This is a genomic window from Melittangium boletus DSM 14713 (genome assembly GCF_002305855.1).
Taxonomy (GTDB): domain Bacteria; phylum Myxococcota; class Myxococcia; order Myxococcales; family Myxococcaceae; genus Cystobacter; species Cystobacter boletus.
In genome coordinates this window covers 8,457,241-8,470,511 of the sequence record NZ_CP022163.1, presented here as the reverse complement: position 1 = coordinate 8,470,511, position 13,271 = coordinate 8,457,241, and the positions used below count along the sequence as shown (strand labels likewise).

The window sequence follows — 13,271 nt, the reverse complement described above, 5'->3', positions numbered from 1 at the left end:
GCGATCCGCGCTCGAAGAAAAGGAGCCTATGGCGACGAGCGCTGATTTGGACTTCGAGACCGCATACGAGATCGGCTGCGAGGGATATACCTATCTCTATCCCATCGTGTTGATGGACGTGACGCGCCGGCAGATGACGAACGTCAAGGAGATCGACATCCCCACCTGGCGAAGCCCGGCCAACGTGTTCATGAATAACCCGTGCTTCCCGGGGCCGGAAGACCGCACCGTGGTGCGACCCAACTTCGACACGCTCTATTCGAGTGCGTGGCTCGATCTCGTGCGCGAGCCCATGGTCATCAAGGTCCCCGCGTCCGATGGGTGCTACTACCTCTTGCCCATGCTCGACATGTGGACGGACGTCTTCGCCTGCCCCGGCCCTCGCACGACGGGGACCGCGGCCCAGGAGTTCGTCATCGTCGGCCCGGGGTGGAGCGGGACGATCAACCCGGCCTTGAACCTGCAACGGATCGACGCGTCGACGCCCTATGTCTGGATCATCGGACGAACGCAGTGCAACGGTGAATCGGACTACGCCAGCGTGCACGCGTTCCAGAATGGCCTGCAGGTCATCCCTTACTCCGCCTACGAGGCCGGGCAGCCGCCGCCGCCGCCCGTCGGGTCAGACACCGATGACATCAGCCGCGAAGAGCCGTTGGTGATCGTAGAGAAGATGACGCCCGAGGCGTTCTTCGCCTATGGCGCGGACCTGATGCGCCAGAATCCAGCGCACTTCAATGACTACCCCATCCTCGCGCGTCTGGCGCGGGCAGGCTTCGTGGTGGGCCAGCCGTTCGACCTGAACGCAGCCCCGGCGGCGGTGCAGGACGCCTTCAGGAAAGCGGCCCCCGACGCCCTCGCCCGGATGAAGGAGAAGCAGACTTCCATCACGCCGCTGACGAATGGCTGGACATACGCGAACGAGCTGATGGGGACCTACGGGACGAGCTACCTCCGCCGCGCGATCATTGCCCTGATCGGACTGGGCGCCAATCTCCCGGAGGACGCGATCTACCCGGTCGCCTACGTGGATTCCACGAGCACCGTGCTGGACAGCGCCATGCGTTACACGCTGCGCTTCGAGGCCAACAGCCTGCCACCGGTGAACGCCTTCTGGTCCGTGACGCTGTACGACGAGCAGGGATTCCAGGTCCCGAACGCCATCAACCGCTTCTCGCTGGGCACGCGAAACAACCTGGCCGAGTCCGATGGCTACGTGACGGTGTACGTTCAGCGCTCCATGGACGAGGCCGATCCGAGGTGGTCAAACTGGCTGCCGGCACCACAGCAGGGCGCGTTCAACCTCACCCTGCGGCTGTACTCGCCGAAGCAGGAGGCGCTCAATGCAGATTGGCACCCGCCCGCGATCTCGCGAGCGACGTGACCCTCGACAACCGGACGCGAGCTCGTGATTCCCGGTAGGCTGGAGCCATCTGCCGCGCCGTCGGAGAACCTGGCGTTCCGCGTTTCCATCGCCCATGTCGGGCGTACCACGAGGAGAGTTCATGTCCTATTTGATTTCGAGGTGGCTCGCAGCGCCGGCCACCGTATTGCGCGCCGGACTGGTGTTTGGACTGGCTGTCAGCACCCTCACCGCTTGTAACGACAGCGCACCGCCGACCAACGGACCGCCGGTGGCTCAAAACGGCACCCTCGAGACGGCGGAAGACACGCCCCTCGAGGTGCACCTGCCGGCCAGCGGCAACGGGGCACTCACTTTCAGTATCGTCGACGCGCCGGACCACGGCACTCTGAATGAGATCAGCGCCAATGGCCTCGTCACCTACACTCCCAGCGCCGACTACAATGGCGAAGATGCCCTCACCTTCCGCGCCACCAACCGCGAGGGCCAAAGCGCCCAGGCCACGGTGACCATCACCATCACGCCAGTGAACGACACGCCCACCCTCTCCTCGGTGGCCAACCAAAGCATCACCGCTGGCGGCTCGACCGGCGACCTGGCCTTCACCGTGGGCGACGTGGAGACCGCCGCCGACCGCCTCACGGTCACCGCCACTTCCTCCAATACCGGCCTGGTGCCCAACGACCCCAGCCATCTCGTCCTCGGCGGCTCCGGCTCCAGCCGCACCCTCGACGTCGTTCCCACCGCCAGCGCCAGCGGCTCCACCACCATCACCCTCTCGGTGAGTGACGGCTCCGCCACCACCTCCACCACCTTCGCGGTCGACGTCACCGGTCTCGCGAGCCTCTACTGGATGACTGACGCCGGCTCGCTGTGGAGGGTTGACGTGAACGGCACGAATGCGATTGAGCTCAAGACCGGCATCAGCGGGGCATCTTCCGTCGCCACCGATCCGGTAACCCGTACCATCTTCTACTCCCGCGGCAGCGCAATCGTTCAAGTGGACAGTGATGGGGCGAACCCGGTCGATATCGTGCCGAACGGAGGCTACCCCTCCGGGCTGGCAGTCGATTCGACGAACAGCAAGCTGTACTGGTCCGATTTCAACGGGAAACGGGTCATGCGCGCCGAGCTGGACGGCAGCAATCCAACGCAGATCGTCGGCGGCATCGATAGCCCGTCCGCCCTCGCGGTCGATGTCCCGAGCGGCAAGGTGTATGTCATTACCTACAACAACACCAAAATCGTACGATTCAATCTCGATGGTACCAACCAGGAGACCCTTGCTTCAAACCTGGGCGGCCTGGGCGTGGGCCTGGCGGTCGACTCGAGCGGTGGGAAGGTGTACTACTCGACCCGCGGCATCAGTATCTATGTCGCCAACCTGGACGGCTCCAACGCCACCACTCTGGTGACCAACCAGAGCGCCACAGTGCACGGGATTGCCATCGATGTCACGGCCGGGCGGCTGTATTGGGCGGATTGGCTGGATGGAGTGCTCCGGAGCGCCAATCTGGCCGACGGCGGCGATAGCCAGGACGTGAACTCGGGCAGCAGCAGGAACTTGGGTCTGGCCTGGATGCCTGCGCCGTAGCCAGAAAGCACAAGCATCCGAGCTGATGCGGTTCGTGGACCGGCCGGGCCAGGGCTGAGCCCGCGCGGTGTAAGCACTCGGTCCAATATCCATGACCTGACACTCCGATTAGAGGTGGCCGCGCTGACATGGCTCGGCACCTCCTCTGGCTGCTGGCCGTCTGGGTCTTTCCCCACCATGAACCCAGGGCCACTTCGCATGAAAAACCTACCGCTCTCCCTTCTTGCTTTCTGCTTGACGCTCGCAGTCACTGGCTGCCACTGCTCTTCATCTCCATCAGACGATTTCTCGATCCGTGTCGTCCTCGCGGAGACCCGCATCTCCGCGGGGATGAAGACCACCGCGAAGGCCCAGCGGGTCCATGACGATGGCCGCGTCGTCGACCTCGACGCCTCCACTTCCCAGCAATGGGCTTCGTCCGCTCCTCAAGTGGCCTCCGTCGAGCCGCAACCGGACGGCACCGTCAAGGTGACGGCGCTCCAGCCCGGTAGCGCCATCATCACGGTCAACGCGGACGAAGCCTCGGGCGAGGCAACCCTCGAGGTCACCGACGCTCGCCTCCTCTCGCTGCAGGTGTCACCCACCCTTGCCTCCGTGCCCGCAGGCCTCACGCAGCAGTTCACCGCCCAGGGCAGCTACAGCGACGGCACCACGGCCGACGTGACGAGCCGCGCGACGTGGACGACGAGCAACACCGCCATTGCCACCGTGAGCAGCACGGGCCTGGGCACCGGCGTGGCCGCGGATGGGTCCGTCACTATCACCGCCGCCCTGGGTGACGTGAGCGGCACGGCGCAACTCAGCGTCACCGGGTGGACGTCCGCGGGGTCCATCTCCACGAGCCGCTACAACCACACCGCCACGCTGACCGACTCGGGCCGGGTGCTCATCGCTGGGGGGCGCAATGGGTCGACCATCCTGAGCAGTGCGGAGTTGTACGATCCATCGACCAACTCCTGGTCTCCAGTCCGTGCCATGGCCACCGGCCGCATCGATCACGCCGCCCTGTTGCTCCCCTATGGTTACGTGCTCGTCACCGGGGGGAACAATGGGACGACGCCCCTGCGCGCTGCGGAGGTGTACGATGCATCGACCGACTCCTGGTTCAACGCCGGTTACTTCTACGAGGGCCGCTACGATCACACCATCACGCTGCTCCCCTCGGAAGAAGTGCTCGTCACCGATGGCACCAACGCTCTCGCCACCGCGGAGGTGTACGATCCGCTCACCAACCGCTGGGATCGGGTCAGCCCCATGAGCACCGCCCGCTTCCACCACACCGCCACCCTGCTCCCCTCGGGCAAGGTCCTCGTCGCAGGGGGGTCCAATGGCTCCGGGAGCTTGAGCAGCGCCGAGTTGTACGACCCGGCCACCAAGTCGTGGGCTCCAGCTGCCCCCATGGTGACGAGCCATAGCCTTCACACGGCCACGCTGCTCCCCTCTGGCAAGGTGCTCATCTCAGGGGGGCAATCGAGCACCGGACCCTCTTCCTCCGAGCTGTATGATCCAGACACCAACAGCTGGTCCACGACTGGCTCCATGGTCGAAAGCCGCTCCCGCCACACCGCCACGCTGCTCGCTTCGGGCCAGGTGCTCGTCGCGGGGGGCGAAGGCCGCAGCTATTACAACACCGCGGAGTTGTACGACCCAGCCACCTCTTCCTGGTCCGCGACCGCCTCCATGGCCGCGTTCCGCGGAGCTCACACCGCCACGCTGCTGACCTCAGGCAGGGTTCTCGTCGTGGGTGGCGAAGATGGCTTCTACCCACTTGCCACGGCGGAAGTGTACGTGCCCTGAGTGTCGGGCAGCCTCCCCAGTCACCCTCAAGGTCGCCGCCGCACAGGCCGCATACCTTGTCCGCCTCGTCCAGCGGCAGCAGCACCTCTTGCACGGGCAACTCCGGCTGGGCTCGCGGCCCATGTCCCCGCTGGGGCCGCTCGCGCGCGGCGGGCGCCACTTGCTCCGCGCTCGGGCGCTTCTCGCTGGAGGCGCCGACACCCGGGAGCCTCTACCCGGGCATGAGCCGCTGGGACTCGGCGAGGTGCCAGTCACGATCCGCCTCGCCCAGCCCGGCGAGCAGCCGGTGCGCGGCCGCCGCTTCCCACGGCATACCCAGGGCCCTGGCCGCGCGCGCGGCCTCCTCGAATCTCCGCCGCGCGGCCCGGCGCCGCCCCTCCGCCAACAGCAGCCGGCCCCGGCCCAGGCGCGCCGCCGGCCGCGCGGCCGCGCACGCCCGGACTCCCCGCTCCAGCGCCTCGCAGCAGCGCCGGGCGAGGCGCTCCAGCGCCGGGGCCTCCTGTTCATTGCGTTCCCGCGCCACGAGCCACAGCTCGAGGAACGTCTCCGTCAGGCCGCTGTATCCATCCAAGATGGGAATCGTGACCGGGATGCGGAGCACCTGTTCCACCCGGGCCTCGGCGAGGGCGCGTGCCCGCTCGGGGAGGCCCTGTCGCAGCCACGCCAGCGCCAGCGCGCCCGGGAGGGACGTCACGGAGTGCGCATCCAGCTCCCGCTCCACTGTTTCCCATTGCCTCGCGGCCTCGGCGACACGCCCCTCGCGCCACAGCACGCGCCCCTGATCCTCTCGCACCCACATCGCCAGTTGAGCGTCCTCGCGCCGGCGGGCCGAGGCCAGCATTGCCGCCGCCATCGCCGCCGCCTCGGTCAACCGCCCCTGGATGATGTGCAGGTTGAGCAGCATCATGCTCGCCTCATCCGCCTGGCGCAGGTTGCCCAGGCGGGTGAAGCCCGCGATGCTCTCCTTCACTGTTTCCTCCGCCTCGGCGAAGCGGCCCGCCTCCATCAGGTAGAGCGACAACGACTGCCTGGAGAGTCCCAGGGCGTGGGGATCCTTCGCCTCGCTCGCGAGCGCCAGGCTGGCACGGCTATAGGCCCTGGCCGCGCCGTGTGCCGGCACCCCGCCCATCGCCACCGTCAACGACGCGTAGGCCCGTGCCCTGAGGCTCGCCACGCCGGAGCGATCGGCGAAGTTGGCCATCTGGAACACGAGGTAGGCGAGCCTCGGCATGTCCAGCTCGTAGTACGCCATCAGCCCCAGATCCGAACATGCCTCCGCCGCTTCCTTCCACGCCTCGCGGTCCACGTCTCCCCGCGGCGGGCGCACGAGGCCCATCCTCGCCAGCAACTGCCGCGCCGCCCCGCGCAGTGTCCCCATGGCCAGCGCCCCACGTCCCTCGGGGAGCGGGTGGCCCAACAGTTCCAGCGCGCGGTACAGGTGCCGCCGTGCCTCGGGCCGGCCCAGCCACCGCAACGCGCGCCCCAGCCTCCGCTCCCAGCGCGCCCGCCGCGAGGGCTCCACCCGCTCCGGCCCCTCCGCCTCCAGCTCCAACGCCTTGGAGAAGAAGCGCGCCGCCTCGCTTGGCGCGTACGTCGCCAGCGCGTGCTCGCCCGCCTTCTCCAACGCCTCCAGCGCCTTGGAGCGCACGTTCGCGTGGAGCCAGTGGTGGGCCAGCCGCGGGTAGAGCAGCGGCAGCTCCTCCGTGTGCGTGCGCTCGTACCAGCGCGCCACCGCCTCGTGGATCCGCCGCCGCTGCGAGAAGAGCATCAGGTTGTAGGCGACCTCCTGGGTGATGGCGTGCTTGAAGAGGTAGAGCGACTCGGAGGTATTGCCCACCGGCAGCGCCAGATTCTGCGCCCGCAGGCGCGACAGGTGCGCCGCCAGCCGCTCCCGCTCCTCGGGCAGGGGGTGCACGTCCCCGAGCAGCCGGCTGCCGAAGGTGCGGCCGATGACGCTCGCCGCCTTCAAGGTGAGCTGCTGCACCGTCGTCAGCCGATCGATGCGGCTGGTGATGAGGCCTTCCAGTGTCGAGGGCAGGCCCAGCGCGTCCAGCTTCCCCGCCGCCGGGGCCAGCCGACACTCGCCGTGCTCCACGATCAACAGCCCGTTGTCTCTCAGGGTGTAGGCCAGCTCCTCGCTGTAGAAGGGGTGGCCCTCGGCCTTCTCCAGGATGAAGGTGGCCACCTCCTCCTGGAGCCGCGTCACGCCGAGCCGCGCGCACACCAGCGCGAGGATGTCCCCGTCCGCCATCGCTGGCAGCTCCACGCGGCGGATGGAGGGCAGCCGAAGGAGGAACTCCAGGGCGGGCGGCGGGTTGTCCGCGAGCGGCCGCGTGGACAGCACCAACAACCAGCCGGGCAGGTCGCGCGCCACCCGCCGGAGCAGCTCCCACGAGGACGAGTCCAACCACTGGCCGTCCTCGAGGAGGAGCACCGTGGGGCCCGCCTCACCCAGCAGCCGCACCATCAACGACAACTTGGCGTCCGCGCGCGGCTGCTCCCTCAGGTGGCTGGTGCGCTCCGTGTCTGGCAGATCCAACCGCAAGACGGGGTTGAGCAGCGGCGCCAACGCGACCGCCTCGGGATCCTGGGCCAGCCGGGCCCGCAGCGCCGCGCGCCGGTCCTCGGCGGGCGCGGCGGGAGAGAGGCCGAGCCACGCGGTGAAGACTGCGCGCCAAGCGTAGTAGACGGTGGCGTTCTCCGCTTCGTCCGCCGCGCCGGACAGCACGCGCAGCCCGCGCGCCCGGGCAGCACGCGCCACGTGCGTGAGCAGGCTGGACTTGCCCATGCCTGGCTCTCCCTCCAGGACGAGCACGCCCCCCTGGCCCCGGGCGAAGCCCTCCAGCGCCTCGTCGAGGAGCGCGCGTTCCGCGGCACGGCCCACCAGGGCGCGAGGGTCCACGCGGGGGGCGCGCGTTTCTCCGGGGCCACCGGGGCGGAAGAGGGGCACCGGCTCCGCCACGCCCTTGACCCGTACCGGGGGCAGGCGCTCGACCCAGAGGCGCCCGCCCACTGCCTGGGCCGTGGCCTCGTCGAACAGGATGCCGTCCCGGGCCTCCTGCATCAGCCGCGCGGCGAGGTTCACCGTGCGTCCCATCAACGCGTACTCGTACCGGGTGGCGCCACCGCGCAGCCCGCAACACACCCGACCGGTGGAGATGCCGATGGCCGCCGTCGACCCCAGCGTCCGCAGCGCCGTGTGCGCCTGGAGCGCCGCCTTCACCGCCCGCACCGCGTCATCCTCGTGCGCGCAGGTGGGCAGCCCGAAAGCCGCCACCAACACCAGGCCCTTGTCGTCCACCAGGAGCTGGTTGACGCTGCCGCCCATGCCGTAGACGGCCTCCTGCATCGCGCGCACGGCGTCCGACAGCCGAGGCAGCAGCGCGTCCGACGCCTCTTCCGGGAGCCCATCCAGCCGCAGGAAGAGCACCGTTGCCCGGCGCAGCTCGGCGAGCCACCTGACGCCCACTTCCAACGTCGCGCGCAGCACCCTCGAGACGAAGGGCCGCAGCGCCGCATCCGCGCCTCCGGGCAGCGCTGGCAGCGACAGCGCTCGAGGCGCGGGAGCCCGCACCGACTTCACGCGCGCTCCGCCCGCGGGGGCCGCCTCGCCCACCAGGTCCGCTCCCGCGCACCGCCAGGCCGCCGCGGAGACCACCACCTCGCCCGGCGCGGCGGCGTGCCCGGCCTCCCGGAGCTGCACGAAGGGCTCGCCCCGCATCAGCACCTGCCATCGTCCCGCAACGCCTCCCACCACCACCGCCTGGACCTCGCCCGCCCCCACCGCCACCCGCAGGGAGAGCGACAACTCCCGCATGAGGGGCTCGCGCATCGCCCGCTGCAACGCGAGCCCGCACTCCGCCGCCCGGAGCACGGCCTCCGCGAGCGCTCCCTCGACCTCTCGCGCGGGCCATGACGCCAGCAGCGCGTCCCCGGGAAAGTGGAGGATCTCCCCACCGTGCGCGGCGACGACCTCCACCAGCGGGCCGAAGAGCTGTTCGAGCAGCCGTGACAACTCCTCCGCGCCCGCCGATCCCCGCTGGGCCAGGCGCTCGGTGAGCGGTGTGAAGCCGGACACGTCCGCGAGCAGGACGGCGGCGGGGAAACACCTGGACTCGGCTTTCTCCGGCGCCGCGGGATGGCGCGCCGCGCGGAGCACCAGCAACGCCGGCACGCACGGCATGAGCAACTCGGTGGTCTCCATGAACTCATGAAGTACCCCAGGTTGACTCCTGGGGCGCCAGTGGAGAGTGCTCCTCGGGGCGGGCGCGTTCCGCTCGGTCGTGAGCCTGGCTGTCAGACAGAAGCCGACATCCGGAGGAACATCGCGAAAATCCGTAGCGCGCGCTCGTCACGGAAGAGCTCGAACAGTGACCCGGACGTGCCCGAGGACGAGGGCCACCTCTACGAGGCACATCACACCGGGATGGGAGCGCCCGCGCTGGTGGTGAAGCCGGGGAGCAGACCACGAGCGTTCGTGTGTCTCTGTCCTTCATCCTGCTGCTTGACGGAAGCCCTCATCCCCTAACCATCCTCGTTGGGACGACGTTGTCGGGAAACGCGCTGGCTATACATTGGTCTCCCGCCCCTTGATGACAGGAGTTGTTTCAAGAAGGTTGACACGTCTCGCACGTCGCGCTACCGGCGCGATGCGTCCAGGTGGTTGTCTTTTAGCGATACAGTCAAACTCCAATGTGACGGGAATGACCCAAATGAATCGAGTGTTCCGAAATCCTCTCGGGATGCTGCTCGTGTGCGGCCTGTTCGTCTCCAGCGCGTGCGGCGGCAAGAACAACTCCCCCGCTTCCAAAACCCTCCTTGAGTTCCTGGCGATCTCGCCCTCGGCGGAGTCGGCCGACTACGTCAAGGAGAAGACCCAGTTCCAGCTCCACACGCTGACCACCGAGCAGCGCCACCCGCGCACCTGGACGCTGAGCGACAAGGTCGACACGGATCTCCCCGCCGGGCTCGACATGCTGTTCTCCGTGGACGAGGACGTCGCGACCCGGCTCGCCGCGCTCTCGAAGGACCCCGGACCGGTGCGCACGCTCTCGGAGGCGATCGAGAAGGCGCTGCTGGAGCGCCGCAAGATTTACGTCTACGGGACCGGTGCCACGGGCCGGCTCGCCAAGCAGATGGAGAGTGCCTTCTGGCGCCCGTACTGGCGTGGCGTCGACAACGCGCTCAAGTCCAAGCTCGAGCCGCACCTCGGCGGCGGGCTGGAGGAAAAGCTGGTCGGCGAGATGACCGGCGCCGACCGCGCCCTCATCAGCTCGCTGGAGGGCTTCGAGGATCTGCAACTCATCGGCCGGCTCCAGTTGAAGGAGCGGGGGATCAGCAAGGGCGACGTGGTGATCGAGGTCACCGAGGGGGGCGAGACCTCCGCGGGCATCGGAACCATCCTGGGCGCCCATGATCAATGGAAGGAGGCCACAGGTTACGACGTGGCCGAAGCCAGCAAGCACCTCTTCTTCGTCTACAACAACCCGGACGAGGTCCTGCTACCGTTCGAGCGGAGCCGGTCGGTCATCCAGGAGGCCGGAATCACCAAGATCAACCTGACGACCGGTCCGCAGGCCATCACCGGCTCCACGCGGATGCAGGCGACCACCATCGAGACGTTCGTCCTGGCCCATGCGGTCGAGGACGCGCTCGGCCGCATCTTCAAGGGACTCGTCGCCCAGCAGGTCCTCACCGCCGAGGACCTGGCCCAGCTCGGCTTCGCGGAGGACATGACGCTCGAGCAGCGCCTCTCCCGGTTCGCCACCGTGCTCACCGAGGTCAAGAAGGCGGTCCCCGAGATCGCCAGGCTCACGCGGCTGGAAGCGGACACCTACATGTCCGGTCACTTCTCCACGTACTTCGCGAACATCGGCCTGATCACCACGTTCACCGACGGCACCGAACGCAGCCCGACCTTCCGCCTCTTCCCGCTGGACACGGTCAACGAGCCCACGCGCAAGTCGCTGTTCCAGGTCTGGACGTCCGCGAAGGATCGCCAGGCCGCGTGGCGGACCTTCCTCGGGCGTCCGTTCCGCGGGCTCCAGTCGGATCTCTACCGCGAGCCGTTCTCGACCCAGATCCAGGACGATTTCCTCCGCAAGGCCGCGCTCGAGAGCCTGAACAAGGCGGGCAACGAGCAACAGGACCTCTACGACTTCTCGATCTCCGACGCGAACGTCCAGCGGGTCGGGCCCAAGGCCGACGATCTCGGCGTGATGATCGCCCTCGACACGGAGGCGGCGCTCCTCAACGACACGTCGTCTGACTACGATCGCTTCGCTGCCTTGTTCCAGGAGCGAGGCGCCAAGCTGGGGCTTGTCCTCGTGAGCGGCGGCCCGACGCCGACCTGGCGGGGTTCCGCTTCCGGCGCTCCGTTCATCCACCTACGGATCGCGAAAATGGCCGATCCTTTCGGCGTGGACCAGCAGATCGCGCTGAAGATCCTGCTCAACGCGCACTCCACCGCCACCATGGGCCGGTTGGGCAAAATCGTCGGCAACACCATGACCAACGTCAGCCCGACGAATCTCAAGCTGATTGGACGCGCGACCTACCTGATCCAACTGCACGTCAATGACGTGCTCTCGGGCGAGGAGTGGAAGAAGCTGCACGGCGAGCGCGAACCCATTACCTATGCCGAGGCCAACGCGGTCCTGTTCGATGTGATCCCCTTCGTCGCCGAGAAGAAGGCACAGGGTGATGAGGCCGCCGCCGAGGTCGCTGTGTCGATCGTGCGCATTCTCGAGTCGCTGCGGCAGAACCGAAGCGTCACCCTCGATGAAGCGCTCGCGCAGCTCCGAGGCGGCGGCCTGAACGCGTATCTCGCGTCCGTGCGAGAGCGTTAGCGGCGGTAGAGCAGGTAGGGGCGGCGTTGGACGTCGAACGCCGCCAGCTCGTCGTGCCACGCGCCGACAATCTCGTCCGTGGACGCCCCGGCATCGATCATCGTGCGCAGCCGCTCGGACCCGCTCAGCTTGTCGATCCAGTACGGTCGTGCGGTATCCCAGGAGTCGGTCCGCCAGACGAAGGCGGGGAACTTGCGCGCCTCCACCAGCATCGCGACGGCCGTCCGGATCGGGTCGAAGACCTGAGGGTGGGTCACCTTGACCTCGACGCCGGCGCACAGCGTGTTGGCGAACTTGTTGAACGTCGGCGTGAAATAGGCCTCCCGGAAGGACACCCCGGGCAGGTTCGCGGCGTTGAGCCGGTCACTCCATTGGTAGTCGAACCCGGGCCCGCCGATGAGCTCGAACGGGCGTGTGGTGCCGCGCCCCTCGGACAGGCTCGCCACCCCCTCGAACATGCCGGTGCCGGGGTACACCCGCGCGCTGTCCGGGGTCGGCATGTTGGGGCTCGGCATGACCCACGGAACGTCCGTGTCGCCGCCCATCATGTTCGGCTCCCATCCGCGGCACTCGATGACCTCCAGTTCGACCGGACGCCCGGCGTCGGTCGGCAGGAACTCACCGTTGTAGAAGCGGGCCAGCTCGCCGATGGTCATCCCGTGCTGCTGGACGATCTCCTTCTTGCCAACGGCGGTGGTGAAGCGGGTGGTCATCATCGGCCCGTACGCCTTGCCGCCCGTCGGGTTGGGCCGGTCGAGCACGACGTAGCGCAGCCCGCGCCGGGCAGCGGCGACCATCGAGTCGTAGAGGGTCCAGATGTAGGTGTAGAACCGGCTGCCGACGTCCTGGATGTCGAAGACGACGGTCCGCACGTCGGCCCGCGCGTAGAGGGTCTCCCAGGTGGCCTGGCTGGCGTTGTACGCGTCGTAGACGGTCAGCCCGGTGCGTGCGTCGAGCCCGGAGCCCTCGCTGTCGCCAGCCTGCGCGGAGCCACGGAAACCGTGTTCGGGGCCAAAGACGCCGCCGATGGTCAGCCCCCCGGTGTCCCGGGCATGCGCGTGCAGCAGGTCGACCAGGTGGCTGTATCTGCCGTCCACGCCGGTGGGGTTGGAGATGACGCCAATCCGCTCACCGGCGAGCGCCGCGAAACCTCCCTCGACCAGAAGGTTCAGGCCGGTGCGCACCGGAAATCGGGGTCGCGAGCCGGGCTCGTCCGGCGCGGGGCCCACCGGCTCGACGCCCGCCCCACAGGCGACGGCGCTGACGGCGGCCCCACCCCCCAGGGCGATGACGCGTCGGCGGCTCAGTCGCTCAGGAACTCCATCCATGACGCCTCCCAAGACTAGACATTTATTGGGATGATAGTCGGCGGCCAGATCGCGGACAAGACGCAACAGGACACGGAACCAACGAGTCTCGACGAGCTGAATGAGTTACGTCCGGCGGAGGCGATAGAGAAAGGTTGTCTGGCGCCCATTCGCAACCCTTGCCTCACGCGGACGCGCGCGGGCGATAAGCTTTATCAAAGAGCCCTCGCCTTTCCATGCCGATGAGTGAAGGCTTCTGACGAGGAGTCCTTGGCCAGTCGCCGATGACGATTCAGCCAACCACTCTGGTAGCTCGATTCGCCATGGAAGACAGGCATGAGACCCGTAACAGGAAGCGGTCC

At 68.1% G+C, this 13,271-nt stretch carries 6 protein-coding genes; 4 read left to right on the top strand and 2 right to left on the bottom strand.

Annotated features, from left to right (window positions below):
• Positions 1-28 precede the first annotated feature (28 nt).
• The 3 genes from MEBOL_RS35075 (at position 29) to MEBOL_RS35065 (ending at position 4,754) form a co-directional block, all read left to right on the top strand.
• Complete coding sequence (locus tag MEBOL_RS35075; protein ID WP_095981493.1) at positions 29-1,384, top strand: DUF1254 domain-containing protein; 1,356 nt, start codon at positions 29-31, stop codon at positions 1,382-1,384.
• Positions 1,385-1,505: 121 nt separating this feature from the next.
• On the top strand, positions 1,506-2,957 hold the full coding sequence (locus tag MEBOL_RS35070; RefSeq protein ID WP_095981492.1) for an Ig-like domain-containing protein: 1,452 nt from the start codon (positions 1,506-1,508) through the stop codon (positions 2,955-2,957).
• Positions 2,958-3,287: 330 nt separating this feature from the next.
• Positions 3,288-4,754, top strand: coding sequence for an Ig-like domain-containing protein (locus tag MEBOL_RS35065; protein WP_170115654.1), 1,467 nt, complete (start codon positions 3,288-3,290; stop codon positions 4,752-4,754).
• Between the two features lie 211 nt (positions 4,755-4,965).
• Here the strand turns inward: MEBOL_RS35065 and MEBOL_RS35060 are convergent, their stop codons facing one another.
• Positions 4,966-8,958 carry an AAA family ATPase gene (locus tag MEBOL_RS35060; protein ID WP_095981490.1) on the bottom strand — a complete coding sequence of 1,331 codons (3,993 nt, stop codon included), beginning with the start codon at positions 8,956-8,958 and terminating at the stop codon, positions 4,966-4,968.
• 538 nt (positions 8,959-9,496) lie between these two features.
• Between MEBOL_RS35060 and MEBOL_RS35055 the strand changes: the two genes are divergently transcribed.
• On the top strand, positions 9,497-11,602 hold the full coding sequence (locus MEBOL_RS35055; protein ID WP_245919134.1) for a hypothetical protein: 2,106 nt from the start codon (positions 9,497-9,499) through the stop codon (positions 11,600-11,602).
• Here the strand turns inward: MEBOL_RS35055 and MEBOL_RS35050 are convergent.
• A complete protein-coding gene (locus tag MEBOL_RS35050; RefSeq protein ID WP_095981488.1) occupies positions 11,599-12,930 on the bottom strand; it encodes an exo-beta-N-acetylmuramidase NamZ family protein in 1,332 nt (443 codons plus the stop codon). The two genes, MEBOL_RS35055 and MEBOL_RS35050, sit on opposite strands and share 4 nt — an antisense overlap.
• Positions 12,931-13,271 lie beyond the last annotated feature (341 nt).